The sequence below is a fragment of the Staphylococcus carnosus genome (assembly GCF_900458435.1).
Classification (GTDB): domain Bacteria; phylum Bacillota; class Bacilli; order Staphylococcales; family Staphylococcaceae; genus Staphylococcus; species Staphylococcus carnosus.
Window position 1 is genome coordinate 1,768,446 of the sequence record NZ_UHCT01000001.1, and the last position, 26,810, is coordinate 1,795,255.

Genomic DNA, 26,810 nt, shown 5'->3' on the forward strand with positions numbered 1-26,810 from the left:
AATGGGCAATCAATCAAATAGAGATTTCAATAATTTTTTAAATTTACTTTCATCTTTCTCATGAGATTGGTCTGAGTTTTGATCATTTTCGTGGTTAGGATGATGTTCTTCTTCAGGAACATGTTCATCCGCTGCATTTTGTTCAGTTTCAACATGCTCTTCATGAGCTTGCTTGTTCGGTTTCTTCTTGAACCAGTCGAATCCACCTGATTTTTCAGTGTGTTCTTTAGGTTCAGATTCGATTACTTCCTCTTCAAATTCTTCATTATCATGATTACTAATTGTAACATAATCTAACAATTCATCGAAAGTAATACTGCTGGAAATTGTAGAAATTGCAGAAGAGAATTCTGGCTTTCTGATTCCCATTTGCGAAGGTGTATGTATTCTGACCTTCTCATTCACCATATCTTGTAAAAGCTCTCTTACACCTAATAAGTTTGCTGAGCCGCCAGTAACAACAAAGCCGCCATTCACTTTTGTCAATCCTAATTCTTGCAAGATATCAAACACATTGAAAAAGATTTCTTCTACACGTGCTTCAATAATATCTGCTAAATCTTTTTGAGTAAATTGAGCATCTTCATCACTGTCAATTTGTTCAACAGTAAATACATCTTGATCTGATGCAGAATTATAAAATGCGTGACCATATTGATGTTTTACTTTTTCAGCAGTGTCAAATGACGTATTTAAGCCTTGTGCTACATCATCAGTGATGTCGCGGCCTGCCATTTCGATTGAATCTGCATCTACTAGTTCTCCTCGCTCGTAGAAAGCGATTTGAGTCAAGTCTTGACCGATATCAATCACAACTGCACCTAACTCTTTTTCTGTTGGTGTTAAAACTGAACCGTAGTTGTATGCATCAGAATAAACATCTAATACATCTACACCGCATGATTCAACACATTTAATCAAGTTTACTAAAATAGATTTTTGAATTGCGATAACACCAGCTTCTACTTTTAGAGAATGTCTAGCAATCAATTCTTTAGGATCAGAAACTTCATTATCACCGTCTACTACGAAACGAATTGGGAAAGTATCCACAACCTCTGTTTCTTCAACGTCATTTTTATCTCTGATACCTTCTAATACAGTTTCAATGTGTGTACCGCTTAATTCTGTATCTTCATAAAATTCAATTTCGTTGGTTTCATCATAAACCTCAGTTGCAACAATCGGCAATTTCAAAAATACTTCTTTAATGTCAACGCCAGAAGCAATTGAAGCTTTCTTAATTGTATCTTTAACAGCTTGTTTGGCTAAATCAAAGTCATCAATTAAGCCATTTTTGATACCGCTGGTATAGGTTTGTCCTGTACCTATCACATTAATTCCATTATGAAATTTTTCGCCTACTATTGTTTTAACACTAGATGAACCAATATCTACACTCACATAGTAATGTTCCTCCATAGATAGGCACCTCCTGACAATTTCTTTAAAAATACACTATAGTTAGTTTACAATACGTTCCTTGCGTTGTGAACTATAAACACAAGATATTCAAGACTTTTTTAATTATTTGTACTATTCGCTTTCAATTTGTCTTTAGAACTATCTTTTGATTGTTCATTTATTTTATTTAATGTGTTTTGAAGTTCATCTTTCGCTTTATCCTCAATAGCTGTTCCCTCACGTAATTTATCGCTGCTTTCTGAAGAAGTAGTTTTTCCTTCGTTATAAGGGATAAATGATGCACCTACGGATAAATCGATATAACCAGATTTCTTAAGATTACCGCTATCATCTCTTTCAAGTGCTTTCGACATTTCCGGATAATATTTCAACTTGTCGGAAATCATACTGATGTTTCCGAGAACTTGAATGTTATCTTTCATGAAAAGTTTAATCTGATTTTGGTTTTCTTTATCATCTGCATACTCTACTTCTGAGATAGAGCTGCGAATATCAGGTTTCATTTCTGAAAGTGCTTGAATTATTTTTGCACGTTTGGATTGACTGAACCCTGATATTACCGGTGCGTCTTCAGGTATTTTTTGATTATCATCCTTCAAAATATGATCATTATCCAGAACAGGATAATATTTACCTTTTTCTTCTATCAATCCAACTAACTGATACTCAGTTACTTTGACTTCAATATCATTTGGGAATTGTCTATTAATCTCAACATTTTTAACATATGGATTCTTTTTCAATTTAGCAATTGCTTTTCCCTTGCTGAATGTATATATCTTTGTTTTTTTGTTGATATTCAAAGCCTTTTTCACTTCGCTGTTATCGACATGTTGTGTTCCTTTGATGCGAACTTGGTCAATCCGACTTATCGGCGTAAACATATATAATATGATCAATGCAATAAGCGCAATGAGAACACCGAATACACTGAGTTGAATACGCCGTTGTCTTTCGCGACGCTTGCGCCGTTTTTCTTTCAGATACTCTGAATCAATCTTACGCACTTTATCTGACACGTTTATTCACATCCTTACTTCGATGGAAGATGAGCGCGGAAACTTTCAATAAAGATATCACCGCGTTCTTCGAATGTATTGTATTGATCCCAACTTGCACAAGCAGGTGACAGCAACACAACATCATTAGGTTCAATCACATTTTGTACTTTATCAACTGCATCTTTCACATCAGTTGCACGGATAACATATTTACCTTGGCTTTCCCCGAGCTTTGTCAACTTATCTTGCGTTTCGCCGAAGGTAATCATAACGCGTACATTTTTCATATATGGAATCAGTTCATCAAAACCATTTCCTCTATCCAATCCACCACATAGCCAAATAATCGGCTGATTAAACGAATTTAGTGCGAATTGAGTTGCCAATGTATTTGTTGCTTTTGAGTCGTTGTAATATTTATTCGTCTTATTAGAACCAATATATTGCAAGCGGTGTTTAATACCTGAAAATGAAGTTAGAGTGGCAATCACAGCATCAATAGAAACGCCGCCTAGTACAGCTGCCAATACAGCTGCTAGAATGTTTTCTAAATTATGTTCACCCGGTAACACAATATCATCTTTATGGATGAGTCTTAAACCATTCAACATGATATAACCATCTTTAACATAAATACCATCTACTTCTTGTGATGTAGAAAAATAATACACTTTTGATTTTAATCCATCTGTCTCAATAAGATGTCGTTGATTATAATTACAAATCAAAAAGTCATCTTCAGTTTGGTTTTTATAAATTCGACGTTTCGCATTACGATATTCTTCTAAAGTGCCATGGTAATCTAAATGGGCAGAATAAATATTAGTAATAATCGCAATATGCGGTCGATATTGTTCAATTCCTAATAATTGGAAAGAAGACAATTCAGTAATTAAATAATCTTCTGGTTTAGCTTCTTGTGCTACTTTCGAAGCAACATAACCGATATTGCCAGAAAGCAATCCTGTTTGACGACTTTTATCAAACATATCTCCAATTAATGAAGTGACTGTTGTTTTACCATTTGTTCCTGTAACCGCTATAATAGGCGCTTCAGAAATCAAATAACTCAGCTCTACTTCAGTTAAAATTCTCAAGCCTCTTTTTTCAGCTTCACTGATTAAAGGAACTGAATACGGGATGCCTGGATTCTTAACAATTATAGGGTTGCTGTCTAATAAAGATAGCGGATGATGTCCACCGATGACCTTCAACCCCATCTTTTCTAAATCTTTGGCGTGCGGGTCTTTAGAAAGATCGCCACCGTCATTTACAGTAACATTTGCACCGAGATGATGTAATAACTTAGCTGCTTCGTAGCCACTCTTTGCCAAACCCACTACTAAAACATTTTTTCCTTCTAAACCTTTATATTTAAGCATTTATTAATGCACTCCAATCCATAAACCTATCAAACCAGTAATTAAACCTACAATCCAAAATACACTTACTACTTTCCATTCATTCCATCCGCTTAACTCAAAGTGGTGATGCAATGGACTCATTTTGAAAATTCTTTTGCCAGTTAATTTAAATGATGCAACTTGCAAAATAACTGACAATGTTTCAGCAACAAAAACAAATCCAATGAAAATCAATGAGATTTCTGCATTTAACATGATAGAAACCGTAGCAATAATACCACCTAATGCTAAGCTTCCTGTATCACCCATAAATACTTTTGCAGGGTTAACGTTGTAGATCAAGAAACCAAGTAACGCAAATACCATGATGATACAGAATGTACCCACTGCGTTATTGCCTAACATGAAACTCATGATGGCATACATTGCAAAAGCAATGATAGATAATCCAGTTGCCAAACCATCTAATCCATCCGTTAAATTCACAGCATTAGAAAATCCAACTTGCCAAAATACAATAAATACTACATACACAACTGACAATGGAATACTCACATTTGTAAATGGAATGTGAATACCAGTCGCAAAGTGAATCATATTGAAAACATCACTTAGAATAAAGAAAATCACTGCAATAGCGATTTGCGCTAAGAATTTTTGCTTACTTGTTAAACCCTGGTTATTCTTTTTTACAACAATAATATAATCATCAACAAATCCGATTAATCCAAACCCAACTGTTACAAATAACAGTAAAATGTATGGATTTGCATTATCTGAAAAAATAATAGCGATAATTGTTGTGATAATAATACTGATTAAGAAAGTTAACCCGCCCATCGTCGGAGTACCAGTTTTTTTCATGTGGCTTTGAGGTCCCTCTTCACGGATACTTTGACCGAACTTCATTCGCTTTAAAGTTGGAATGAGTATTGGAACCAATATTAATGTAATCAAGAAAGCGATAATTGCTAAAACGTAAATCATATTTATCTCCTCATTTATTCTTATTCTTTTTCTTATGTATAGCAGGCAAAGATACATACCATAATGGTATCTATCTCTCCTGCTCTAGTATCAAACTATTAATTCGCATCAGGTGCTGAAAGTTCTATTTCTATATCTTTCTTACCTTTCAGCGATTCATTCGGACTCACAGATTGTTTAAAAACAAATCCGCTTCCTTTCATTTTAACATTAATTCCAGTCAGTGATTCAAAAGCAATCACATCATCTTTACTCCAATTTTTCATATCCGGCATTGTTAAATCACCATCTGTTTTCAACAATACTTTACTATGAGGCAGTAATTTTTCAGTCGTACTTGGTGCTTGTTGTGTTACTTTTTCTCCTTGTCCAATGACAACTGGTTTTAATTGTTGCGCATCCAGCTCATCTTCTGCTTTTTGAACAGTTTGTCCTGATACATCCGGAACCTTACTGAATACTTTCGCAGAAGAAGTTTCATTATTTTTACCTACATTTAAATATTTCAATGTATTTTCCATGATAGGATTGAAGGCTTTGCTTGCACCCATTTCGTAAGCTTCTTGTTTATTTTTCTGAGCCAAGCTCATACCTGCATAAACAATCACTTTAGGATTCTTACTTGGTGCATGCCCAATGAAACTTACAAAATAAGGGAAAGGACCTTTAACATAACCGCCGTTATCTGGGTCAGCAACTTGAGCTGTACCAGTTTTACCACCGATTCTATAACCATGGATTCGATAGTTCATAGCATGACTTTTTTTACTGTTAACTACTAAATCGAGCTGTTTATTTACTTTTTCAGCCGTTTTTTCAGTGATAGGCTTACCTGCAATTTCTCTTTTTCCTTTATATAAAGTTTTATCATTGACAGGATTATCAATACTGTTAACATACCATGGTTTTATCATATTACCTTTATTGAAAACAGCTGATTGTGCTTGCAGCATTTGAGCAGGTGTAACAGTTGTTGATTGTCCGAATGCTGATGTTTTTTGTTGCAGTTCATTATCCCATGCAATACCACCTGGTGTCTCACCATCAAACAAGCCGCCTGTTTTCTTACCGAAACCGAATTTTTCATACCATGATTTCATTTTATCTGCACCTACTAAATCTTGTAAATGCATCATCAATGTATTTGAAGAATAAGTAAATCCTAAACTCATAGGAATTTTACCCCAACCAGTTTTATTCCAGTCAGAAATTTCCGATCCCATGATGTCTCGGTGTCCTGACATATATTTTTCATCAGGTTTGAATTTACCTTCTTGAATGGCTGCTGCTAAACCGAAAGTTTTGAATGTTGAACCTGGTTCATACGTATTTTGATACAAATCATTCGCCCATGTCTTACCGAAATCTTTACCTGTTTCAGGATTAAATGTAGGACGTTGACTGAAAGCGAGTATCTCACCTGTATGAGCATCCATCACAACCGCAAATGCATCTTTAGGCGCAAAATGTTTATCCATATCATTCAAGGCTTCTTCAACAAACACTTGAATGTTCGAATCTAAAGTCAGATGTACATCATCACCGCGTTGCGGCGCAATCTCATGTTTAGAATTAGGTGCGATATATCCCCATATATCATGAATATAAGATAATGCACCTTTCTTACCTGCAAGGTAACTATCGAATACTTTTTCAGCACCCATTGCACCTTTCAATTCGCCAGTATCAGGATTCTTTTGTGCCATCCCAATTAAATGAGATGCAAACACACCATTTGGATAAAAACGTTCTGTTTCTGGGTATAGTGTAATACCTGGTAATTTCATTTTTTCAATTTTATCTTTTTGTTGGTAAGTTAAATCTGTACCTTTACGTCCGAACTCAACTTGGAACGCTTTTTTATTATCGAGTATTTTTTCAATTTCATCTGGTTTCATATCGATGACTTTTGATAACTTCTCAGCTGTTTTCTTTTTGTCCACGACATGTCGCGGTTTCTCTGAACCTTCATCAGCCTTTTTGCTGACAACTGCTGTTAATTTAAATCTTTCAACATCTTCAGCAAGTACTTTTCCATTTCTATCATAGATTTTTCCTCGCTCAGGTTGTTCTTGTTGTTGAACGAGATATTTCTGATTGGCTTTCATAATTAAGTCTTGGCCAGAAGAGTGGCCTGTCAGCATGACATAACTATATCTTAAAACCAATAGAAAAAAGAGCAGTCCGAACAAACTGACGAGGAGGACTGCCCCTATTTTATTTTTTTTAATTTTAATTTTTCGCTTCGGCATTATTACGCACTACCTTTACATTATCGTTCTTTAAGCTCATGCCTTGTTTTTGAGCTTTTTCGTAAATGCGTTCATAAGAAGAGTTCTTTTTAATTTCAGACTTCAAAGCACTATTTTGGCTAGATTGTGTTTCGATTTTTTGATCCAAATCAGCAATTTTGCCTTTAGTATCATAAGCGTCCATTTTTAAAGATAGAATATAAATACTTACCATTGCAATGACAGCGATTAAAGATATGTATAATACTTTTTCAAACTTTGTCAGTTGCACAACAACTTTACGCTTCACTTTACGGGTCGGTGAAGGCGATGGATTTACTTCTGGGGTCTGTCTTGCAGGTTCGTAGCTTTCGTTGTAAGGTTCATAGATCTTTTCTACAGCCATAGCAGTTTGTCACTCCCTGTTATTTCAAAATTTCTGCAACACGCAATTTGGCACTGCGCGCTCGGTTATTTTCTGCTAAGTCTTCTTCACTTGCACTAATCGGTTTGCGGTTGACTCGTTTCAATTTCGGTGTATATTCCTCTGGAATAATAGGTAATCCACGGGGAACTTCAGGTCCTTTCTCATACTCTTGGAAAATTTGTTTGCACAAACGATCCTCTAGTGAATGGAAAGTAATCACAGAAATTCTGCCGTGTACTTTAACTCTTTCGATTGCTTGTTCTAATGAATCTTCAAATGCTTTCAATTCATCATTAACAGCTATTCGTATAGCTTGAAAAACACGTTTTGCCGGGTGACCACCCTTGCGTCTTGCTTTTGCAGGGATGCCTTCTTTAATAACGTCTACAAGCTGTAAAGTGGTTTCAATCGGTTCATTTTCTCTTGTTTTTTCAATTCTACGGGCAATTTGTTTTGAAAATTTTTCTTCGCCATAACGATAAAAAATTCTAACCAAATCTTCATATGGCCACTCATTAACAACCTCATAGGCTGATAATTCTTGTGTTTGGTCCATACGCATATCTAAACGCGCATCTTGATGGTAACTGAATCCTCGCTCCGGTACATCTAATTGTGGGCTTGATACGCCCAAGTCATAGTAAATACCGTCTACTTTGTCAATGTCCAAGTCGTCTAGGATTTGATTGATTTGTCTGAAATTACTGTGTACAAATGTGACTTGATCCAAGTGGTCTTTTAAGACCTCCTTAGCATTTTCAATCGCTGTTAAGTCTTGGTCAATCGCAATCAAATGTCCATTTTCATCAAGTTGATTTAATAAATAAAGGGCATGTCCTGCACCACCCAGCGTACAATCAACATATACACCATCTTTTTTGACATTGAGCTCATCAATGGTTTCTCTTAACATGACGCTTACGTGATGAAACACTTTCATTCCTCCATTTAAAAATCAAAATCTATCAAATCTTCAGCGATATCTTCGAAACTGTCTTCAGATTCATCATAGAAGCCATTCCATGAAGCTCTGTCCCAAATTTCGATGCGGTTTGAAACCCCAATCACTGTACATTCTTTAGTTAAATTAGCATATTCCCTTAAATTCTTCGGGATATTAATACGCCCTTGTTTATCCAGCTCAACTTCTACAGCCCCTGAGAAGAACATACGCATGAATTTACGCGCATCTCTCTTCGTCATCGGCAATGACTTCATCTTTTCTTCGATATTCTGCCATTCTTCCAAAGTATAACCGAACAAACATTTATCAAGGCCTCTAGTGATAACAAAACGTTCATTCAATTCATATCTGAATTTAGACGGTACAATCATGCGGCCTTTTGCATCTAGTTGGTGTTCGTACTCACCCATGAACATTTTACTCACCTCGCCTTATTTATAATTTACCACAACTCCCCACTATCCTCCACTATTTATATAAACATATCAAAAAAAATTCATTTTTCACGAAAAAAAGACCCGCTTCCCTTACCGGGAAAACGGGCCTGAGCCTTATAACTCTAAGGTTTTATAATAATTTGCTTTAAAGTGTAACGAAGTGGTGGATAGATGGAGGGACTGAACATATCTGTCCCAAATTCATTCATAAATTGAAGCGCATTCCAAACTCTTTCTTGAAGACCTCCCATTGGGTGGAGGGTCTCATTCAATTCTCTGAAATGTTTCATGCTGATTGCATTCTCACGTTCAATATTAATGAAGTATCGTTTACGCAAGTAGTCGTATTGCGATTGATGAATTTGATTATTTTTTTCAACGAGATTCTTATTATCTTCATTACCTTGCACTTCTGCTGCTAATCTTTCATAGGTTTCTTTTTGTTGTGCTTCTAATTGATCCAATTCATTAAGGAATTGCTCTGAAGCATGCGCTCTGATAAATTTGTTTTTGTCATTATCAATACCATCAGCAATGACATGTTCAGCATTTATGTCATAACGTTTCAGTAATTTTTCGATGCGTTTTGTAATATAAGTGATTTTCATACGCGGCAGGACTATCGGCATCGTAACATCTAAAACATCAAATGCTGCTTTCAACTCTGCCCAGTACTTGATTTCACTCGGTCCGCCGATAAAGCTGACTGTATTAAATAGCCACTCTTCCATAATAGGACGTGTCACTACATTATTTGAAAAACGTTCTGGTGTATTTTCCACTATCTCTAAAAGTTCGTCTAATGTATATGCAGTTTGAGATTTGCTTGTGTAATAATGACCATCCTCATACGTTAATAATTGACGCATATCATCCTCATGAAGAAATAAATGAACATTCGTATCCGTTTGAATCATTTCTGCAAGACCAGCTTCTACTGTCTCTGCTTGTCTTTGTCTGAAAGCACGATCAACTTCATCATGTTTTTTCAACATCTCTTTTAAAATCGGCTTTTCTAAATGACGCAATTTTGGATCTTGCGCATCAATAAGCAACACACCGTATTCCTTAAATACAATATGTAAGAGAGCTTTGAACATATCAGACCACGAAGCATAATTTTTAATAATATGTTGTACTTCATTTCTTAAATGATTAGTATGTGCTGTCTCTGGTATTTGAACTAAGAAATCATCTAATGCTTCAAGCATTTTGTCTTTATCAGGAATAAAACGTGATACATTGCTTTCTGGCGGTGTCATTGTATGATACTTCACCTTATGCAATTTTGCTTTTTCAGTGTTGAATACATACGTATGATTTACTTCATCAAAATCATGATCTTCACCAGCAATCCAAAATACAGGTACAACTTCTTTATTGTATTCTTCATTTAATTGACGACTTAAATTTACAATGGATAATATTTTATGAAAAGTATACAGCGGTCCCCCGAACAACCCAGCTTGTTGTCCTCCGATGACTACTTTGGCGCCTTTTTTTAATTTATCAATATTAATTTGTTGTGCTTCTGTCAATTCTAAATCTGACATATAATTGCTTATTACAGATGCCAATTCCTGTTCTCTACCGTTATTAGGTGCATTTAAAGCTTGTTCAAAGCTTTCAGGAGACATCGCATCATATTGATAAAACGTATTTAACAATGATTCACTTTCTTTTAATCTTTCCAGAAATTGATCATTCTCATTAATATTTGCGATTAAACAATCCATACACTTTTCTCCTTAACTACTGTGTTTTTCTCAACAATAAGTATAATGTTTATAGCACAATAACACAATTTAACGGCTTACCGTTTTCAATGCATATCTGAGTTATTTATTATATAATTATTATAATTAAGCGAAGGGGGAGAAATAGAATGGGCAACGTCAAACGTTTAGATATTAATTACAAAACAGATGAATTATTCGCAGATTTCAGAGAAACCAGCGATCCAAACCTCGCAATGATTGATGAACTTGCTGGAGAAATGATTGATGCAAGTTCTGACTCACCTTTTTACGGAATTTTCATTGGTGAAAAAATTGGAGCGAGAATGGCACTTTATGAAAATGGTGAAGTTGAGGAAAAACATTTTCCTGATTATAATAAGTATTTGATTCTTTGGAAATTAGAAGTATTGCCTAGCTTTCAATCAAGAGGATTAGGAACAGAACTTGTAGATTATGCAAAAGCAGCTAACCTCCCGATTAAAGCAATCGCAAGAAACAAGTCTAGAGATTTCTTTGTGAAGCATGGCTTCACAGATTTACACTCAAACAACGATGAGGGCTACGATGTATTGATTTGGGAACCTGAGACAAAATAAAATGACACGTTATTAAAATGACAAGCGAATATTTCTCGCTTGTCATTTTTTATAGTAAATCTTTAACTTCATTAAGTTGTTTTATTTCAAACTTCGGTTGAATTGTTGTTTCATTCTTTTTATTTCTAAAATTAAACCAGCATGTGTCAATCCCCGCATTGATACCGCCTTGTATATCAGAAGTAAGAGAATCACCTATTATAAGTGTCTTTTCTCTCTTTGCATCAATACGATCAAAAACATAATCGAAGAATTCAGGCATCGGTTTTTGATAACCTGTCACTTCAGAAATAAATATTTCATGAATAGTTTCCTTTAAAGGAGTTTGTGCAAGGCGGCGCAGTTGTGTATCCTCTACTCCGTTTGTCACAATATAAACCTTCGCATTTTGTGCTAAATATTGAATAGTTTCTAAAGTGTTCGGAAAATATTTTACAGGTGCAGTAGCAAGACCATCTCTAAAGATAATATCCGCTTCTCCCCCATTTACTGTTTGTCCGAACCGATTAAAATAATTAACAAAACGTTCGCTCAACACTTCTTCTTTTGTCAATTTATTTTCTTGAAAAGCTTCCCAATGCGCTTGGTTTACTTTTTTAAATAAATTCAAATTTTCTATCGTCGGATCTATACCATATAATTCTGCCAAATGATAAAATGCTTGGTCTTCAGCATCATGAAAATCTACAATAGTATCATCAAAATCTAATAAGATTGTATCGTATGTCATTTTTTCACCTCATTACTCAACATCCTAGCGAATTCTATCTTGTTATTCAAGCAGTTAAAAATTTAATTGATTACTGTATTTAAAAGGAGTACAATTAAGCTCGTGTGTATTAAAAATAACGTATTGAATTTAATCTTCATTTACGGGTAAATACATAAATAAGTCAGCAAACGAATTAAATGAGAATGAAAGGAAGTCGAAATATATGAATAAACGTGTAGCTAAATCATATAAAGAATATTATGAGAAATTCGGAGAAATGCCTCCAGCACCATATATGAGCACTTTAAGTGATTACGAAAAAGATGAAGCAATCAATCAACGTATCAGAGATGGCAAACCATTTGAAAAAGTTAAATATTGGAGCCAACAACCACCAGTAAGATAAAAATATTTAAGTGAACGGTGCGCAATTGCGTGCCGTTTTTTTATTTTCGCAAATTTTGTTGTTCCAATCTTATTAATTTTATATAATTATCATAACAATACTAAATAAATTAATAAGGAGCGGTGCCCATGTTCTTTTCTCCACTTACTTACCTTCTACTGTGGGTTCTATTTTCACTTGTTTTTCTAATTTTCACTTTCCTCACATTAAGCGCACTCGGTAGACAGACACGCTTTAAGCTCAGGCTTTCTATTACGATCGTTTCATTTGTTTTAGGTATTATATGCTTTTTCGGTATTATATGCTTTTTCGGTATTTTCTCAAATAATTCAATTGAAAAAGAATGGTCCGGTATGACTAAAAGCAAACCTTCCTTTTCAATTCCAAATCCTTTAAAAAAGATTTTTGGAGAACATAAAACTGATGATAACAAGCAAGAAAAGAACACCACTGACAATAATGAAAAGACTACAACTTCAACACATAGTAAGTCATCAGATAATCATTCACCGAAATCTACGGATGACTATGAAGCGCGATACAGAATGCTGCCAAAAGATTTTGATCCAAAAGCAGACAAAGGTGAAGCAACTACTAAAAATACCGGAAAATATAAAGTAGGAAAAGATATCAAACCAGGTCATTACACTATTACACAACGCAGTCATGACATGGGTACATTTGAACAAGATAACCAGTACGATAATTATATTTTCAGTAATGCGCTAAGTGGAGATTCAAAATATATTGCCAGTAAAATTTCTAATTATTTAGTCGATGGTCAAACTGTAGTCATTAAAGGCATGAAAAATGTTAAATTTAAGCCTGAATCAACACACCCCCGTACAGATTTGAATACTGGTGTTTGGATTGTTGGTGCTGATGTAGAGCCTGGTAATTATACAGTTCGTTCTGCCAGTGTTTATGCAGCTAATTTTATTGTTAAATCACCAGATAAAAATGAAAAGATTAAAATAAATGAAGTTATCGGTAAAGATGATGAGGATGCTAAAAAGTCATTGGATGTTAATTTAAAGAAAGGTGACATTATTTTAGTTCAAGGTTCTGGTACTGTTAAACTGAAGAAATAAAAAAATCACTCCTGAAGTTGAGAATACTTCAGGAGTGATTTTTTGAATTAGAAACCGAATAATTTACCTACAATGCCAACACCGTTTTGTACGATGTCTACAATGCTAGTACCTAATTTTGCAGGATCTTGTGCTTGAGCAGCATTTACTGTATCTACGATTGCTTGAGCTAATTTTGTAAGCATAATCTATTTCCTCTTTTCTATAATTTTATTTATATTTTGGATTAATTAGTATGAATTACGCACCGATAAATTTAGAAACGATTTGGATACCGTTTTGTACGATATCTACGATGTTTACAGCTAATTGTCCACCATCTTGATTAATTGCAGCTTCAACTGTCCCTTTGATTGCGTTAAATAAGCCTTCCATAAAAATTCACCCCTATTATTTTTATTTAAAGGTTCTGCATGTGATGTTAACGTTGTTTATGTAATTCGTTGACCTTTGTTAATTACACTATACAATGATTTAAGGTGAATTTGGATGATAGTCCTCAACTCATTATGTTTCATTCAATTCTGTACAATTTAATTCAAGTTTTTACACTTAGGCATGCCTAGGTGTCTTAAATTTTGATCTATATGATATTAGAAGTTTATTTTGTGCAATTCGGCTATTAAAGTGAAAAATCATATTGAAAATTATGATGAATGGTATTGATTTCTATAATTTAATTAGATATAATTATTCTTGTGTTAAAAAAGTGTCCTGGTAGCTCAGCTGGATAGAGCAATGGCCTTCTAAGCCATCGGTCGGGGGTTCGAATCCCTCCCAGGACGTTTATTTGAGTCTGTAACCCTTGTGGTTATGGGCTTTTTTATTTTTATAAGGGGAATTTAGGGAAAATAAATTTAATAAACTCTTATATTACGAACGCTAAAGATATCTGAAACAGAGACACAGTTTATAAAACTGATAATTAATATTGTTAAATAAAAAAACCACTACTTTGTCTAAAAATAGTGGTTACCTATAATTTTTCTGAAAATAACAAAAGCAGAGTGACCGCTCAGTTAATTTTATTTGTAGTAAGACACCGTCAAATTTAAACCGTAAGGTTTTTCTTTTGTCTTAATTTTATCTTCAAAATCATCAAATTCCTTATATTTCCCGCCGTAAATGTACGCATTACAAGTAACTATATTATCAATATAATTATTAAATATAGCTGCATCCTCTTTAGGAATATATCCAATATGGAATTCACCATATTCGTTTGAAACCATAACTTTTATAGCATTTGTATCATATCTATTATCAGGTTCTTTTTCTAAATAAACTCCGTGAATACTTTCGTAATCTTGTATTTCGTATATTTTATCTCCGAACTCCAATTCTTCTCTTAGTTCAATCCCTCTTAAATCATCATACAAAGGATAAAATTCTTCATTTTTTTTCATAGCATTTATCATTTTCTTTAGTTTTACTCGTCTGTTCTCATAATTCAATCCTACCACAGGAAATGATTCGTAAAAAAGATTATCTTCATCATTTTCACTCGCGAAACTATTAGTTATTTTATTTGGAGTTTCTTGTTCTACTGGAAAACAGAGCGGCTTTATGCGTTCCTCATTAATTGAATGATCAACACTATCTTCCTTGGCAGATTCATTGTATTCAGAATTATTTTCAATATTTACTTTTTCATTTTTTGTATAATTTATTTTTTTATTTTGCTTTTCTTTTACAGGTTTTTGATTTTCTTCGTATTTTCTTTCATCCTGCTTCTTTCGATATTCTTCTTCAAGTATATTTTTTAAATAGTTTTCTTTGGGATTATTCTTTTCGTTCATCTTTTTGATTTTCACTAACTTATAAATGCTAAATATCATCAATATTAAGAATGCCAGTAACAGTATAATATCTATTGTTTCTGCACCTTCTTCGCTGATAGTAATAATTCCGCCTATAATCATAAAAATTGAAAAACCCATAATGATACCGTATATAATTTTTTTCATAATAATTTCCCCTTGTTTTTTTATTTATCTAATCCAGCAGATTCAAATTATCCCTTAATCCATTCGTTGTGCGCTTCTATATTTGCATTATGTTTTGCGACTTCGGCATCATATTCACTTGCTTTATCTGCCATGGATTGTACATCTACTTCATTTATATATCCTGAAGGATTATCAATTTTATTTTCATGAGGATAATTATAATCCAAATCTTCTGACATAGAAGGTTTATTATGTTGAGATTCTTGTTGTATGGGTGCTTCTGTATATTGTTGAGGTGCACCAATTTGCGGTATATCTACTTGTTCATGTTGAGGTTGTTGATCAACTTTCTGTGTTGTATCTTCTTGTTTTTCAGAAATAGTTTTATTTTGCTTTTCATCCTTTTTCTTAGCTTCAGTAGGTTTGGTTTCTTTCTTTTTGCTTTTCGATTTTTTATCATCAAATTTGCTTTCTTTCTGTTGTCCGCATGCAGTTAATACTAAAAAACTTGCTAGCAATATAAATAATACCTTGTTCATTTATATCCCTTTAATTTTACTTATCTGCAATTATTTTAAGCAGCCGGATGATTTCTTCATTCTGTTTAATCAATTTATCTTGTTGTGCGATATTAATAAAATTCTGCTTTTGTTGGCTCATGTAGTAATTGTATTGTGCTTGTTTTTCCATATTCAATGTGAATTGGCCGACTGCATGATAAAAGTTATCAAAATTTGCAAATATTTGTTGATGTCTGAACGCTTCTATTGTTGTATTGCTAGGATTATTTATACCTTGTGTTTGAAAGAAACCGATCAGTTTATCATATTGTTTTTGTTCTGGTGTTTTTTCTTCAGAAATTCCTTTTCTACGGAAAGTTTCATTTAATTTATTGAAAAATTTTTCCTTGTCTTTTTTAAATATTTCTTTGTATAAAATGATTAACTTCCGTTTGTCCTCTATCGATAATTCTTTCCATTGTCTTTTTTGCCGTTTATCTAACACAGCTAAAATATTCCCCTCTGTCATGGTTTCTCTAAAACCTAATTGTTCCATTCCAATATCCCTTTCGTATAATAGATTTGCAATTGTTTAAACTCAACCATATGTTATTTCTTTTCAATATGGTACATATAACTCAATCCTCTTAAACACAATTCTAATCTATTAAAACATTAATTAACACATAAAATAAATGCATTCTCAAAAAATATAGGCGTTTATATATGTATATATTAAAAAAAGCCCAACTTATTAAAAAAACTTGCCTTACCCTTTTACCTTTCGCATCCTTTACTAACCTTATTCATTGATGCTTTACCTTCAGTAAGCACCTCGAATATAATATTCTTTATCTATTCCGTTTGCCTCTATAACTGATTACAACTTATCGAAATATATATTTCTTTAAAACTATTAGATTTAAATTATTAGGTTGAAATATAATTTAAATAAAGTTAATTGTCTATATTATCTTTTTCTTCTTCAAACGAATCGTTTTCATAGCATTTTGGTTCTCAGTCAGTTTCCTATATTTATCATTCAAACAGTCACAACTTCAACTATATTTTTAATCAATCATTTTCTAAACTTTATTGATAAAAAAAGACCCTCATACTATAAGGATCTTAAAAACCAAATGATTAATGTTCATCTGGAACTGATTTTCCATCAGCCGAAGTACATCCACCTACTGTACAAGTTGTACCATCTGGTTTCGTGTATCCAACTACATCTCCGCCGCCTGGTGCTTGATACCAAGTATCCCCTTCATTATCAACCATTCCGTTTACATTCTGTCCGCTTTTTAATTTTTGAGACATTTCGTCTTTTGTTAATGATTCATTTTGTTGAGTTTGAGGAACAGGCTGTTGTTCAGTTTGTTCACTTGTATTTGATTGATTATTTTGTTGCTGTACACCATTTTGATCTGAAACATTTTGTTGTGTATTTTGCTGATTATTGTTTTGTAAATCATTTTCCTGTTGAACATTTTGCATAGCTGTATCTGATTGTTGATTATTATCTGCATTTTCATTATCATTATTTTTTTCTTTTGGCTTATCTTTCTTTTTATCTGATTTTTCTTTGTCAACTTTTTTAGTTTCTTTTTTTGTTGTTTCGGATTTTTTGTCATCAGATTTATTATCTTCTTTTTGTCCACATGCCCCTAAAACTAAAAAACTAGTCATTAATAAAAATAAAACCTTTTTCACTAAACATGTCCCCTTTTCATTGTAAATATCATTTATAAATCATTTTAATGTATCGAAAGATAAATTAAAACTACAAATTGGATTTATAATAAAAAAGTTGAGAAAAACGAAAATAAGTCCTATTATCAGTAAAATTTTAAGTTTTTTGGGTATAAATATTAAAACAAACAAAGGGGTTTTCAAAATGGATATTAAAACAAACAAAGGGGTTTTCAAAATGGATATTAAATACATGCAGCAATTAGATTATCTTTTAAAGTACATTGGTAATAACACATCGAACTATTCTAATAGATACAAATTAATCTTCGAATACAATAACTTTATATATGAAGGAGACTTCATTCCTGAACTCAGATCACTAAATGTAGTTTTAAAAGATGTCACAAGTTTTGATGATGACGATTTAAACTTAATCAGTTTAAAAAATGAAAATGCTTTTGAAACAATTAGAAAACATCAATCATTATTCGGTAAATCTTATTTAAAATTACTGACTGAACGCATTAATGATTATGAACCTCAAGATTATTTCCGACTGCTCGTAGATTCTCTTGAAAAGTATCCAGTTGAGTTCGAGAAAGAATTGCCACCCTACGTCTATAACTTAAAATCTGAAAATCAAATTCATCCTTTAAATTTAGAGATTATGAAAATTCCTAGCGATGCACAATTCGATTTTGTAAGCATTGTTAAAATAAATGAAGAATAAACCATTTATGCCTAATCTCAAAGCCATTTATCTATAACTCTTATTAACTCTATTTAATTTAGGGTAATTATAAACTATACTCTAGCATCACTGTATTTCGTATTTCTTTATAACATGGAGGTTTTATAATGAATGCAAAACAAAAATATGTAGATGTTTTAACAAAGGAAAAACCTGACTTAATCGAAGTATTATTTGAATTTGAAGCTGATGTCCATCCTAAAATAAATGGTAAGGGTCATGGAGAAGGTGCTGTTTTCGTAGGACGTGTTAATCTTTATGTAGTCTTAGATAATGACGTTTATGATTATGTTATTGCAAATTTGCATGAAGTAAAATTTAAAAATAATATGTTCGACCATTCCGTAGAATTTAAATATGGTAATTCTAATGAAGAATTAAAATTAAAATTTGAAGACAAACCTGAAACAGTAGAATTTGCGAAAGTGATGGAGAACTTATCTATGGAACGTGAAAGCTACAGAGAATATATTGATGCTCAAGAACAATAAATGAAAATCTTTTTAAACAAATTAATTCAAAGAGGCTCCCTTTATTCACTGCGATTACAATTTCCAGTAATGCTTAAAGGGAGTCTTTAATACATATTAATCCGCTTCTAACACCATATCGACATGAGGAATACCATCTTCTAAATATGTCTCAGAAGTCCGTTCGAATCCAAATGAACCATAGAATTTAAGCAAATGTTCTTGTGCCGAAATCTTAATAGGTCGCTTTGCATCGATCTTTCTCAATTCTTCAATTGCCGTATTCATTAATTGATAACCTAATTTATTTTTGCGATACGCTTTAACCACAATGACACGCCCGATTCTAAAATCTTCATCAGTTTTTATTAATCTGGCATAAGCAGCAATTTGGTCATCTTTCTTTAAAATCACGTGTTCAGCATTAAAATCTTCTTCATCTATTTCTTGATAAGGACAGTTTTGTTCAACAACAAAAACTTTGACACGTTCAATCATAATTTGAACGAGTTCTTCTGGTGACAAATCTTGTGTCTTTTTAACGATGACTTCAATATTATCCATATAACACACCTCATTTTTCTATGTATCTTTAATACTTCTTATATTGGTTAATATACATTATATGTATTGCTAAATAATAACTTCAAACCTAATGTGATTAACTGACTAATAAGTCAAAGGAACCGTATGAAATCAACTTGCAAACATACAGTTCCTTCAACAAAATAAGATTATTGCTGCTTACTATGGTCTTGGCCATGCAACATCCAACGTACATTGTATTTATCTGAGAACGAACCCATTTTTCCGCCCCAGAATTGGTCTGCCAACGGCATATCAACATTAATCGACGAATCATCTTTTACTTTTTCATATAAAGCTTCAACACGTTTCGCATCTTCTTCATCATTAATATCATAATCAATCAATAATGAGATACCTTCCGTGATTTTATTATCTTTATTCTTATCAAACGCATCTGAAGCAAATAAAGTCACACCAGCAATCTTAAATTCAGAATGCATCGTACTATCTTCTGCTTTATCTGGATCAACGCCAAAACTTTCAGCTTGTTCACGTTGTACTGGTAAACGATTGATATCTGTTGCACCAAATACCTCTTCATAATATTTTAAAGCTTCTTTAGTATTATCAAATGCTAAATATGGATATAATTGAGTCATAGTTTGGGCTCCTTTTTTTAGAATACTGCACTTTTACATACCTTATTATACTATGTTTCAAACAATAATAATAAAGGTATGAATCAATGAAACTTATTAGAGGTGAAATAATGATAAATCAATTAGATCAAGTTATGTTATATGTTTATGACCAAGAAGCAGCAAAAAATTTCTGGATTGAAAAATTAAATTTTGTAGAAGTTTCCGATGTTTCCAACCAAGCCATACGTACGATTGTACTTAAACCAACAAAATCATCACAAACTGAAATTGTCCTTCATGACAAAGCAAAAGTAGAAGCGATGTCTCTTGGTATCAGTACAGATACACCTTCTCTAATGTTTGGAACAGATGATATCGATAAACTTTATGAAGACTTTCAAAGCAAAGGTATCTTTGTAGGCGAACTTGTTGAATCTCCGCAAGGCAGAGTTTTCAATTTTGCTGACAGCGAAGATAATTACTTTGCAGTCAAAGAAAATAAATAGTTTCCAAAACTTTCTTATATCAATAAATTACACAGTTTTAAGACAGTTAAGAAAGCCAATCAATCACTTAAGAATTATCACTCAATGTATGTTTGATGTATGTTAAATTGCTCATAGTGATGAAATGTTAACTCATTATTTAAGGAGCAGTAGAATACATGAAACCTATATTTTCAGAAAATCCTACAGCAGTGAATGTTTTATCTATCGCAGGGATTATTAGCGGGGTGCATATGTTTTTAATCGTTGGCTTTTTGGGATTTATTTTCATCATACCGCCAGCAATTATATTTCTTCTGTCACTCATAGATATTTCCAATCACAAAGCACAACAATAAAAAAGCCAGAGTATATCACTTTTACATAGGTGTTGATATACTCTGGCTTTATTCTTATATTTTAAATTCAACAGTGTCTATAATAGCATGTTGTCGATTACGGAAATTTAAAGTTATATCTTTTTCATTGTCATCTATTAATAACTCCGCATAAGTTTCTTCAGTGCGACTTCTGGATTGAGAAATACTTCCTGGATTGATGACATGCACACTCGCAATTTCCTCATAGCGTGCAATATGTGTATGCCCTTAAAAAGCAAGTTGACATTCTAATGATTTAGCTTTTTCAGCAAGCTGCATACGTGTCGTATTCACACTGTACATGTGTCCGTGTGTATAAAAGGCACGTACACCATCTGCTTCTACAATTTCTTCTGCAGGAAATTCTGGGTAAAAATCACAATTCCCTTTCACGCGTCGATATAAACTGAGCTCCGTATCATCAAATTGAAATTCTGAGTCACCAAGATGAATCGCAACATCCACCTCATCGTAATGATTAAATATTTCAAATAAAATACCCGGTTCAGTATGATTGTCACTTAAAATTAACCATCTGTTCAAATCTGATCACCCTTTAAATAATTTCGAAGTTTATCAATTGCACGGCGTCTGTGACTAATCTCTCCTTTTTCTTCTGCAGAAAGTTGTGCCATTGTTTTATTTTTTTCAGGAACATAGAAAATAGGGTCATAACCAAAACCATTATCCCCTTCTTTTTCATGCGTGATTTCACCATCAACCGTTCCTCTGAAAGTCAATGTATCTTCATTCGGTGCACTCATACTGATGACACATACGAATTGCGCATCACGATTTTCATTCTCACCTAAATTATTCAGTAACTTCACGATATTAGCTTCATCATCTTTATCAGTACCTGCATAACGTGCAGAGTAAATTCCAGGCTCCCCATTTAAAGCATCCACAGCAAGTCCGCTATCATCCGCAATGATACGTTTGCCTAATGCCTTTGCAGCTGCTTCTGATTTCAATTTAGCGTTCTCTTCAAAAGTTGAACCTGTTTCTTCAACATCAAAACCTTCAATTAACTCACCGATGCCAATGACATTGTATTCAGGAAAAATAACTTTAAAATCATTTATCTTTCCTTTGTTTCCTGTTGCTATCACTAAATCTTCCATCTTATCCACCTCTATTTAATCAACTTTTACTTGTGTTACTTCAACATCATCAATTTTCAGCCATTGTGAAATAATATATTCAATATGTTCTGTGTCTCCTGTCGCAAAGAAACGATGTTTAGTATTTGGGGTATACGGCGCATGTTCATTACTGAATGTTAACAAAGCACTGACTTCACGTGCTGTTTCTAAACCAGAAGAAATCACTGTTTTTGAACCTCCAAAATAATCATGTAGCGGTTCAAACAATAATGGATAGTGTGTGCATCCTAAAATAACTGTATCTGCTTTATTCGTGCGATAATTTTTAAGTGTTTGATGTATCACAATATTAGTTGGAACCGGATCATGATATCGCATTTGTTCTACTAATGGAACAAAGTCTGGACATGCAACACCTGTCACATCCACATGAGGATTAATAGCTTTAATATGTTTGGTATAAGCTTCTGATTTGATAGTCCCCTCAGTTCCTAACACCATCACATTATTATTTTTAGTTGTCATAATTGCCGTACGTGAACCCGGTTCAATAACGCCGATAACAGGTATCGGCAACAATTCTTTTAAAGTATCCAGTGCTACGGCAGTCGCAGTATTACACGCAATGACTAACATCTTAATATCAAATTCCATTAATTTTTGAGCCAGTTGTACAGTGAATTTCCGCACCTCATCGCCTTCTCTCGGACCATAAGGACATCGTGCACTGTCACCTAGATAATAAATTGTTTCATTCGGCAGCTGACGTATAATTTCTTTGGCTACAGTGAGGCCGCCGACTCCTGAGTCAATCACTCCAATAGGTTTATTCATTTTTTCTCATCCTTGCGCAAAACATTCTTAAATTATATTTTATCACACTCATGAAATTAGTTGAATTAATCAGAATTTCAATTTCTGTTCAGCAGACATTTAAAAACATAAAGCGCGAGATAACTACCATAATTGGTCTAGCTATCCCGCACTTTGAAAATGAGTCAATAAATTAAGTTGTTAATAATCAAAATCGTCGTTATTAGTTTAATTGTTTGTTTAAAATTCCAAAATTAAAAGAATAATTTTGGAGAACTGCTTCTACTGATTTTAAGCTTTCGTTTAAATATTCTTCGCCTTTAGGTGTCAATGTGATAATTACCGATCTTTTATCTTCGCCAGGATGACGTTTAATTACACCGCAAGTTTGTTCAAATTTCACAAGCATTCTAGATGTCGCACTGATACTTAAGCCATTCTTTTGACTCAACTCACTGATGCTTAAGCTATGTCCTTCGCTTTTTTTCAAAAAGTAGAGGACATAAAATTCATTCAATGTTATTTCATAGTTGCTTTGTTTTAAAACTTCGCTTAATTCCAAATTCAACTGTCTTTGGAACTTTTGCATATTTAATAATTGTTCTATATTCATGTTGATCCTTTCTTATTAATAAAATGAAGGTTTATCGTAATGTGTGTTAGGTTCTCCTACACCAAATCCTTTACGTTTATATTTATTTTGGTCTTCATCTGTAATAATGTCAATAACAGCTTGCCCTACAGCTTCACGTGTTACTTGAGCATCTTTAAGTATTTCAGGTGTTGGCACTAATTCATAGCTAGTATTTGAAGGATCATCATATAACCAAGTAAGGTGTAATAAAGTGTAATCAATATTTGAGTCTTCAATTATTTGAGCTGATTCTTTTTCACCCTCAATATAAGAGCTTGGAAGATTTTGTTGCGCAAATTCTTCTAAAGCTTTTGGAACATCATCATGCAATCCAGCCATAGATGCCCCTAGCATTTTAATTCCAGGTTTGCTTTCAAGCACTTTCGCAATCACTTGAATATCTTGAGCTCTGTTCATCGCATTTACAAAAACTAAATCCACATCTTGAATCGCTTTCTCTAATGTTTTCTCATCACTGAAATCACCATTCACAAGTTCAACACGGTCATTTTGGATACTCAAGCGATCTGTAATATTGCGACCGAATAAAACTAAATCTGAATCTGTTTGTTCTAATAAGTCTTTTGTTAAAATTCGTCCGATTTGACCTGCAGCACCTAAAACTAAAATTTTGTTATACATAAGAAAACTCCTCTTTTTCTATTTATTTGTTTGCACAAGCAAATAATATAACACTTCCAACCTTATGTCAAAAATTAAGTGCTTTATATGCAAAAAGACGATTTTCAATAAGATTGAAGGTTGAAAATCGTCTCTTAAATAAAGAAAACGGAACAAACTATGCTCCGTCTCCTCAAAATATTTATAATTAGTTCACTTGGTGATCTGAACCAAAGAATGATTTAAACATGTAGAATGAAGTTTCTCTGTTTAAAGCTGCGATTGAAGTTGTCAAAGGAATACCTTTTGGACAAGCGTTTACACAGTTTTGAGAGTTACCGCATTCTTGTAAACCACCTGCACCCATTAATGCATCTAGACGTTCGTCTTTTGTCATTGAACCGGTTGGGTGTAAGTTGAATAAACGTACTTGTGAAATTGCTTGCGCACCAACGAAACCATTGTTTTTAGTTACGTTAGGACAAACTTCTAAACATACACCGCATGTCATACATTTAGATAATTCATAAGCAGTTTGACGTTTTTTCTCAGGCATACGTGGTCCAGGACCTAAATCGTATGTACCATCGATTGGAATCCAAGCTTTCATACGTTTCAAGTTGTCGAACATACGTGAACGGTCAACTTGCAAGTCACGGATAATTGGGAACGTGCTCATTGGTTCTAAGCGAATCGGTTGTTCTAATTGGTCAACGATTGCTGAACATGCTTGACGTGCATGACCATTGATAACCATTGAACAAGCACCACAAACTTCTTCTAAACAGTTCATGTCCCAAGTTACAGGCGCAACTTTTTCACCTTTAGTATTAATTGGATTACGTCTGATTTCCATCAAGCACGCAATAACATTCAAGTTTTCACGGTAAGGAATCTCGAATTTTTCTTCATATGGCTGAGAGTCACTAGTATCTTGTCGTTTAATGATCAAAGTTACAGTTTTTTGTTTATTAGAAGCTTGCTGTTGTTGATGATGTTGCTCAACAGCTTGGTCTTTTACTTCTTCTGCCATTATGATTCGCTCCCTTCTTCTTCCTTATTTTCTGCAGTATGAGATTTACTTGAGTAGTCACGTTTACGTGGTGGAATTAAGCTGATATCAACATCTTCATATGTGAATGTTGGTGCTTCATATTTACCATTGTAATGTGCCATTGTAGTTTTTAACCATTCTTCATCATTACGATTAGGGAATTCTGGTTTGTAGTGGGCACCGCGTGATTCGTTACGGTTATATGCACCGATAGTAATAACACGTGCAAGTACTAACATATTCCATAATTGGCGAGTGAAGAATACTGCTTGGTTACTCCAAGTTTGTGTATCTTCCATGTCGATGTCTTTATAACGTCTCATCAATTCAAGAATTTTTTCGTCAGTTTCAAGCAATGCTTTATTTTCACGTACTACAGTTACGTTTTTAGTCATGATTTCACCAAGTTCACGGTGAAGTTTGAAGGCATTTTCAGTACCTTTCATGTTTAATAATTCATCAAAACGTTTTTGTTCTTCGTCAACTCTGTCTTGATACAAGCTGTCATCTAACTCAGTGTATGATTTTTCAACTGTATCGATATATTTTACAGCGTTAGGACCAGCAACAGTACCGCCGTAAATTGCAGATAATAATGAGTTCGCACCTAAACGGTTACCACCGTGTTGTGAGAAGTCACATTCACCAGCTGCAAATAATCCTTTGATTGTTGTATTTTGATCATAGTCTACATACAATCCGCCCATTGAATAGTGAACGGCTGGGAAGATTTTCATTGGTACTTTACGTGGGTCGTCACCTGTGAATTTTTCATAAATTTCGATGATACCGCCCAATTTAACATCTAATTCATGCGGATCTTTATGTGAAAGGTCAAGGTAAACCATGTTTTCACCATTGATACCTAATTTTTGGTTCACACAAACATCGAAGATTTCACGTGTTGCGATATCACGTGGAACTAAGTTACCGTAGTCAGGATATTTTTCTTCTAAGAAATACCAAGGTTTACCGTCTTTATAAGTCCAAATACGGCCACCTTCACCACGTGCTGATTCACTCATTAAACGTAATTTATCATCACCAGGAATTGCAGTTGGGTGGATTTGGATAAATTCACCATTTGCATATACCGCACCTTGTTGGTAAACGATAGATGCTGCTGAACCTGTATTAATCATTGAGTTTGTTGTTTTACCGAAGATGATACCAGGACCACCTGTCGCCATAACAACTGCATCAGAACGGAATGAATCAATTTTAGCATCTGTTAAGTTTTGAGCCACGATACCGCGTGCAGCACCATCATGGTCTTTAACAATACCTAAGAATTCCCATCCTTCATATTTAGTTACAAGTCCATCTACCTCAAATTTACGAACTTGTTCATCTAGTGCATAAACTAATTGTTGACCTGTTGTCGCACCAGCATAAGCTGTTCTGTGGTGCATTGTACCACCGAAACGACGGAAGTCTAATAAGCCTTCAGGTGTTCTGTTGAACATTACACCCATACGGTCTAGCAAGTGAATGATTTTTGGTGCTGCATCCGCCATTGCTTTTACTGGTGGTTGGTTAGCTAAGAAGTCGCCACCGTATACCGTATCATCGAAGTGAATCCAAGGTGAGTCACCTTCACCTTTCGTATTAACAGCTCCGTTAATACCCCCTTGTGCGCACACAGAGTGCGAACGTTTTACGGGTACAACTGAGAATAAATCAACATGTACACCTTGTTCTGCTATTTTAATTGTTGTCATCATTCCGGCTAATCCGCCGCCGACAACAATAACTTTTTTCTCTGCCATATTAAATGTCACTCCCTGAAAATATAACCTT

At 33.8% G+C, this 26,810-nt stretch carries 31 protein-coding genes, 1 tRNA gene and 1 pseudogene; 8 read left to right on the top strand and 25 right to left on the bottom strand.

Annotated elements, in window-relative coordinates:
- Window positions 1-9: 9 nt before the first annotated feature.
- The 9 genes from ftsA to bshC all read right to left on the bottom strand — a co-directional run bounded on the left by ftsA (window position 10) and on the right by bshC (window position 10,572).
- Complete coding sequence (ftsA, locus tag DYE31_RS08455; protein WP_015900050.1) at window positions 10-1,422, bottom strand: cell division protein FtsA; 1,413 nt, start codon at window positions 1,420-1,422, stop codon at window positions 10-12.
- 101 nt (window positions 1,423-1,523) lie between these two features.
- Window positions 1,524-2,444, bottom strand: a complete 921-nt coding sequence (locus tag DYE31_RS08460) for a cell division protein FtsQ/DivIB (protein ID WP_015900049.1) — start codon at window positions 2,442-2,444, stop codon at window positions 1,524-1,526.
- 14 nt (window positions 2,445-2,458) lie between these two features.
- The gene (gene murD / locus DYE31_RS08465) at window positions 2,459-3,808 is read right to left on the bottom strand and encodes a UDP-N-acetylmuramoyl-L-alanine--D-glutamate ligase (RefSeq protein WP_015900048.1); all 1,350 of its coding nucleotides are present in this window, start codon (window positions 3,806-3,808) and stop codon (window positions 2,459-2,461) included.
- A gap of 3 nt (window positions 3,809-3,811) precedes the next feature.
- The gene (mraY, locus tag DYE31_RS08470; RefSeq protein WP_015900047.1) at window positions 3,812-4,777 is read right to left on the bottom strand and encodes a phospho-N-acetylmuramoyl-pentapeptide-transferase; all 966 of its coding nucleotides are present in this window, start codon (window positions 4,775-4,777) and stop codon (window positions 3,812-3,814) included.
- A gap of 98 nt (window positions 4,778-4,875) precedes the next feature.
- Window positions 4,876-7,029, bottom strand: a complete 2,154-nt coding sequence (locus DYE31_RS08475) for a penicillin-binding protein (RefSeq protein WP_015900046.1) — start codon at window positions 7,027-7,029, stop codon at window positions 4,876-4,878.
- Window positions 7,010-7,414 carry a cell division protein FtsL gene (gene ftsL, locus DYE31_RS08480; RefSeq protein ID WP_015900045.1) on the bottom strand — a complete coding sequence of 135 codons (405 nt, stop codon included), beginning with the start codon at window positions 7,412-7,414 and terminating at the stop codon, window positions 7,010-7,012. The genes DYE31_RS08475 and ftsL overlap by 20 nt, the downstream gene beginning before the upstream one ends.
- 19 nt (window positions 7,415-7,433) lie before the next feature.
- Window positions 7,434-8,369, bottom strand: a complete 936-nt coding sequence (gene rsmH, locus DYE31_RS08485; RefSeq protein ID WP_015900044.1) for a 16S rRNA (cytosine(1402)-N(4))-methyltransferase RsmH — start codon at window positions 8,367-8,369, stop codon at window positions 7,434-7,436.
- 14 nt (window positions 8,370-8,383) lie between these two features.
- Window positions 8,384-8,815: a division/cell wall cluster transcriptional repressor MraZ gene (mraZ, locus tag DYE31_RS08490; protein WP_015900043.1), complete on the bottom strand. Its 432-nt coding sequence runs from the start codon at window positions 8,813-8,815 to the stop codon at window positions 8,384-8,386.
- A gap of 143 nt (window positions 8,816-8,958) precedes the next feature.
- Complete coding sequence (bshC, locus tag DYE31_RS08495) at window positions 8,959-10,572, bottom strand: bacillithiol biosynthesis cysteine-adding enzyme BshC (protein WP_015900042.1); 1,614 nt, start codon at window positions 10,570-10,572, stop codon at window positions 8,959-8,961.
- 149 nt (window positions 10,573-10,721) lie between these two features.
- On the opposite strand from bshC, the gene DYE31_RS08500 reads away from it, so the two are divergent.
- Entirely contained in the window at window positions 10,722-11,171 is a 450-nt protein-coding gene (locus DYE31_RS08500) for an N-acetyltransferase (RefSeq protein ID WP_015900041.1), read from the top strand.
- A 49-nt stretch (window positions 11,172-11,220) separates the two neighbouring features.
- On the opposite strand, the gene DYE31_RS08505 is transcribed toward DYE31_RS08500, so the two are convergent.
- Window positions 11,221-11,901, bottom strand: coding sequence for a YjjG family noncanonical pyrimidine nucleotidase (locus DYE31_RS08505; protein WP_015900040.1), 681 nt, complete (start codon window positions 11,899-11,901; stop codon window positions 11,221-11,223).
- 205 nt (window positions 11,902-12,106) lie between these two features.
- Between DYE31_RS08505 and DYE31_RS08510 the strand changes: the two genes are divergently transcribed.
- Both DYE31_RS08510 and DYE31_RS08515 read left to right on the top strand, forming a co-directional pair.
- A complete protein-coding gene (locus DYE31_RS08510) occupies window positions 12,107-12,289 on the top strand; it encodes a hypothetical protein (RefSeq protein WP_015900039.1) in 183 nt (60 codons plus the stop codon).
- A 353-nt stretch (window positions 12,290-12,642) separates the two neighbouring features.
- Complete coding sequence (locus DYE31_RS08515; protein ID WP_015900038.1) at window positions 12,643-13,380, top strand: hypothetical protein; 738 nt, start codon at window positions 12,643-12,645, stop codon at window positions 13,378-13,380.
- Window positions 13,381-13,427: 47 nt separating this feature from the next.
- On the opposite strand, the gene DYE31_RS08520 is transcribed toward DYE31_RS08515, so the two are convergent.
- On the bottom strand, window positions 13,428-13,565 hold the full coding sequence (locus DYE31_RS08520; RefSeq protein WP_015900037.1) for a beta-class phenol-soluble modulin: 138 nt from the start codon (window positions 13,563-13,565) through the stop codon (window positions 13,428-13,430).
- 55 nt (window positions 13,566-13,620) lie between these two features.
- Entirely contained in the window at window positions 13,621-13,755 is a 135-nt protein-coding gene (locus tag DYE31_RS08525; RefSeq protein ID WP_015900036.1) for a beta-class phenol-soluble modulin, read from the bottom strand.
- Window positions 13,756-14,091: 336 nt separating this feature from the next.
- Between DYE31_RS08525 and DYE31_RS08530 the strand changes: the two genes are divergently transcribed.
- Window positions 14,092-14,165: transfer RNA gene (locus tag DYE31_RS08530), tRNA-Arg, on the top strand.
- A 240-nt stretch (window positions 14,166-14,405) separates the two neighbouring features.
- On the opposite strand, the gene DYE31_RS12790 is transcribed toward DYE31_RS08530, so the two are convergent.
- From DYE31_RS12790 to DYE31_RS08550, 4 genes are all read right to left on the bottom strand, one after another.
- Window positions 14,406-15,347 carry an HIRAN domain-containing protein gene (locus DYE31_RS12790; RefSeq protein ID WP_015900035.1) on the bottom strand — a complete coding sequence of 314 codons (942 nt, stop codon included), beginning with the start codon at window positions 15,345-15,347 and terminating at the stop codon, window positions 14,406-14,408.
- A 47-nt stretch (window positions 15,348-15,394) separates the two neighbouring features.
- A complete protein-coding gene (locus DYE31_RS08540; RefSeq protein WP_015900034.1) occupies window positions 15,395-15,868 on the bottom strand; it encodes a hypothetical protein in 474 nt (157 codons plus the stop codon).
- Between the two features lie 16 nt (window positions 15,869-15,884).
- On the bottom strand, window positions 15,885-16,385 hold the full coding sequence (locus DYE31_RS12905) for a hypothetical protein (protein ID WP_015900033.1): 501 nt from the start codon (window positions 16,383-16,385) through the stop codon (window positions 15,885-15,887).
- A 587-nt stretch (window positions 16,386-16,972) separates the two neighbouring features.
- Window positions 16,973-17,545 (bottom strand): hypothetical protein, encoded by a 573-nt coding sequence (locus tag DYE31_RS08550; RefSeq protein WP_015900032.1) that lies wholly within the window; start codon window positions 17,543-17,545, stop codon window positions 16,973-16,975.
- Between the two features lie 184 nt (window positions 17,546-17,729).
- On the opposite strand from DYE31_RS08550, the gene DYE31_RS08555 reads away from it, so the two are divergent.
- Window positions 17,730-18,257 (top strand): hypothetical protein, encoded by a 528-nt coding sequence (locus DYE31_RS08555; RefSeq protein WP_015900031.1) that lies wholly within the window; start codon window positions 17,730-17,732, stop codon window positions 18,255-18,257.
- 128 nt (window positions 18,258-18,385) lie between these two features.
- Window positions 18,386-18,769: a hypothetical protein gene (locus DYE31_RS08560; RefSeq protein WP_015900030.1), complete on the top strand. Its 384-nt coding sequence runs from the start codon at window positions 18,386-18,388 to the stop codon at window positions 18,767-18,769.
- A 96-nt stretch (window positions 18,770-18,865) separates the two neighbouring features.
- Here DYE31_RS08560 and DYE31_RS08565 read toward each other — a convergent pair whose 3' ends face one another.
- Entirely contained in the window at window positions 18,866-19,312 is a 447-nt protein-coding gene (locus DYE31_RS08565; protein ID WP_015900029.1) for a GNAT family N-acetyltransferase, read from the bottom strand.
- Window positions 19,313-19,482: 170 nt separating this feature from the next.
- The gene (locus DYE31_RS08570; protein ID WP_015900028.1) at window positions 19,483-19,935 is read right to left on the bottom strand and encodes a VOC family protein; all 453 of its coding nucleotides are present in this window, start codon (window positions 19,933-19,935) and stop codon (window positions 19,483-19,485) included.
- Between the two features lie 110 nt (window positions 19,936-20,045).
- Between DYE31_RS08570 and DYE31_RS08575 the strand changes: the two genes are divergently transcribed.
- Window positions 20,046-20,423 carry a VOC family protein gene (locus tag DYE31_RS08575; protein ID WP_015900027.1) on the top strand — a complete coding sequence of 126 codons (378 nt, stop codon included), beginning with the start codon at window positions 20,046-20,048 and terminating at the stop codon, window positions 20,421-20,423.
- A 158-nt stretch (window positions 20,424-20,581) separates the two neighbouring features.
- Window positions 20,582-20,761, top strand: coding sequence for a hypothetical protein (locus tag DYE31_RS08580; RefSeq protein WP_015900026.1), 180 nt, complete (start codon window positions 20,582-20,584; stop codon window positions 20,759-20,761).
- 54 nt (window positions 20,762-20,815) lie between these two features.
- Here the strand turns inward: DYE31_RS08580 and DYE31_RS08585 are convergent.
- The 7 genes and pseudogenes from DYE31_RS08585 to sdhA form a co-directional block, all read right to left on the bottom strand.
- Window positions 20,816-21,325: pseudogene (locus DYE31_RS08585) on the bottom strand (YfcE family phosphodiesterase).
- Complete coding sequence (locus tag DYE31_RS08590; protein ID WP_015900023.1) at window positions 21,322-21,906, bottom strand: XTP/dITP diphosphatase; 585 nt, start codon at window positions 21,904-21,906, stop codon at window positions 21,322-21,324. The pseudogene DYE31_RS08585 and the gene DYE31_RS08590 overlap by 4 nt, the downstream one beginning before the upstream one ends.
- A 15-nt stretch (window positions 21,907-21,921) precedes the next feature.
- Window positions 21,922-22,722: a glutamate racemase gene (gene racE, locus DYE31_RS08595; RefSeq protein ID WP_015900022.1), complete on the bottom strand. Its 801-nt coding sequence runs from the start codon at window positions 22,720-22,722 to the stop codon at window positions 21,922-21,924.
- 202 nt (window positions 22,723-22,924) lie between these two features.
- Entirely contained in the window at window positions 22,925-23,314 is a 390-nt protein-coding gene (locus DYE31_RS08600; protein ID WP_015900021.1) for a MarR family winged helix-turn-helix transcriptional regulator, read from the bottom strand.
- A gap of 15 nt (window positions 23,315-23,329) precedes the next feature.
- Complete coding sequence (locus DYE31_RS08605; RefSeq protein WP_015900020.1) at window positions 23,330-23,977, bottom strand: NAD(P)H-binding protein; 648 nt, start codon at window positions 23,975-23,977, stop codon at window positions 23,330-23,332.
- Between the two features lie 187 nt (window positions 23,978-24,164).
- Window positions 24,165-24,989 carry a succinate dehydrogenase iron-sulfur subunit gene (sdhB, locus tag DYE31_RS08610; protein WP_015900019.1) on the bottom strand — a complete coding sequence of 275 codons (825 nt, stop codon included), beginning with the start codon at window positions 24,987-24,989 and terminating at the stop codon, window positions 24,165-24,167.
- Window positions 24,989-26,779, bottom strand: coding sequence for a succinate dehydrogenase flavoprotein subunit (sdhA, locus tag DYE31_RS08615; protein WP_015900018.1), 1,791 nt, complete (start codon window positions 26,777-26,779; stop codon window positions 24,989-24,991). Before sdhA ends, sdhB begins: the two co-directional genes overlap by 1 nt.
- Window positions 26,780-26,810 lie beyond the last annotated feature (31 nt).

Coding starts and splice junctions, on each gene's coding strand:
- ftsA (WP_015900050.1), bottom strand. CDS start 1,422: ATGGAGGAACATTACTATGTGAGTGTAGATATTGGTTCATCTAGTGTT.
- murD (WP_015900048.1), bottom strand. CDS start 3,808: ATGCTTAAATATAAAGGTTTAGAAGGAAAAAATGTTTTAGTAGTGGGT.
- mraY (WP_015900047.1), bottom strand. CDS start 4,777: ATGATTTACGTTTTAGCAATTATCGCTTTCTTGATTACATTAATATTG.
- DYE31_RS08475 (WP_015900046.1), bottom strand. CDS start 7,029: ATGCCGAAGCGAAAAATTAAAATTAAAAAAAATAAAATAGGGGCAGTC.
- ftsL (WP_015900045.1), bottom strand. CDS start 7,414: ATGGCTGTAGAAAAGATCTATGAACCTTACAACGAAAGCTACGAACCT.
- mraZ (WP_015900043.1), bottom strand. CDS start 8,815: ATGTTCATGGGTGAGTACGAACACCAACTAGATGCAAAAGGCCGCATG.
- bshC (WP_015900042.1), bottom strand. CDS start 10,572: ATGGATTGTTTAATCGCAAATATTAATGAGAATGATCAATTTCTGGAA.
- DYE31_RS08500 (WP_015900041.1), top strand. CDS start 10,722: ATGGGCAACGTCAAACGTTTAGATATTAATTACAAAACAGATGAATTA.
- DYE31_RS08505 (WP_015900040.1), bottom strand. CDS start 11,901: ATGACATACGATACAATCTTATTAGATTTTGATGATACTATTGTAGAT.
- DYE31_RS08510 (WP_015900039.1), top strand. CDS start 12,107: ATGAATAAACGTGTAGCTAAATCATATAAAGAATATTATGAGAAATTC.
- DYE31_RS08515 (WP_015900038.1), top strand. CDS start 12,643: ATGACTAAAAGCAAACCTTCCTTTTCAATTCCAAATCCTTTAAAAAAG.
- DYE31_RS08520 (WP_015900037.1), bottom strand. CDS start 13,565: ATGCTTACAAAATTAGCTCAAGCAATCGTAGATACAGTAAATGCTGCT.
- DYE31_RS08525 (WP_015900036.1), bottom strand. CDS start 13,755: ATGGAAGGCTTATTTAACGCAATCAAAGGGACAGTTGAAGCTGCAATT.
- DYE31_RS12790 (WP_015900035.1), bottom strand. CDS start 15,347: ATGAAAAAAATTATATACGGTATCATTATGGGTTTTTCAATTTTTATG.
- DYE31_RS08540 (WP_015900034.1), bottom strand. CDS start 15,868: ATGAACAAGGTATTATTTATATTGCTAGCAAGTTTTTTAGTATTAACT.
- DYE31_RS12905 (WP_015900033.1), bottom strand. CDS start 16,385: ATGGAACAATTAGGTTTTAGAGAAACCATGACAGAGGGGAATATTTTA.
- DYE31_RS08555 (WP_015900031.1), top strand. CDS start 17,730: ATGGATATTAAAACAAACAAAGGGGTTTTCAAAATGGATATTAAATAC.
- DYE31_RS08560 (WP_015900030.1), top strand. CDS start 18,386: ATGAATGCAAAACAAAAATATGTAGATGTTTTAACAAAGGAAAAACCT.
- DYE31_RS08565 (WP_015900029.1), bottom strand. CDS start 19,312: ATGGATAATATTGAAGTCATCGTTAAAAAGACACAAGATTTGTCACCA.
- DYE31_RS08570 (WP_015900028.1), bottom strand. CDS start 19,935: ATGACTCAATTATATCCATATTTAGCATTTGATAATACTAAAGAAGCT.
- DYE31_RS08575 (WP_015900027.1), top strand. CDS start 20,046: ATGATAAATCAATTAGATCAAGTTATGTTATATGTTTATGACCAAGAA.
- DYE31_RS08580 (WP_015900026.1), top strand. CDS start 20,582: ATGAAACCTATATTTTCAGAAAATCCTACAGCAGTGAATGTTTTATCT.
- DYE31_RS08590 (WP_015900023.1), bottom strand. CDS start 21,906: ATGGAAGATTTAGTGATAGCAACAGGAAACAAAGGAAAGATAAATGAT.
- racE (WP_015900022.1), bottom strand. CDS start 22,722: ATGAATAAACCTATTGGAGTGATTGACTCAGGAGTCGGCGGCCTCACT.
- DYE31_RS08600 (WP_015900021.1), bottom strand. CDS start 23,314: ATGAATATAGAACAATTATTAAATATGCAAAAGTTCCAAAGACAGTTG.
- DYE31_RS08605 (WP_015900020.1), bottom strand. CDS start 23,977: ATGTATAACAAAATTTTAGTTTTAGGTGCTGCAGGTCAAATCGGACGA.
- sdhB (WP_015900019.1), bottom strand. CDS start 24,989: ATGGCAGAAGAAGTAAAAGACCAAGCTGTTGAGCAACATCATCAACAA.
- sdhA (WP_015900018.1), bottom strand. CDS start 26,779: ATGGCAGAGAAAAAAGTTATTGTTGTCGGCGGCGGATTAGCCGGAATG.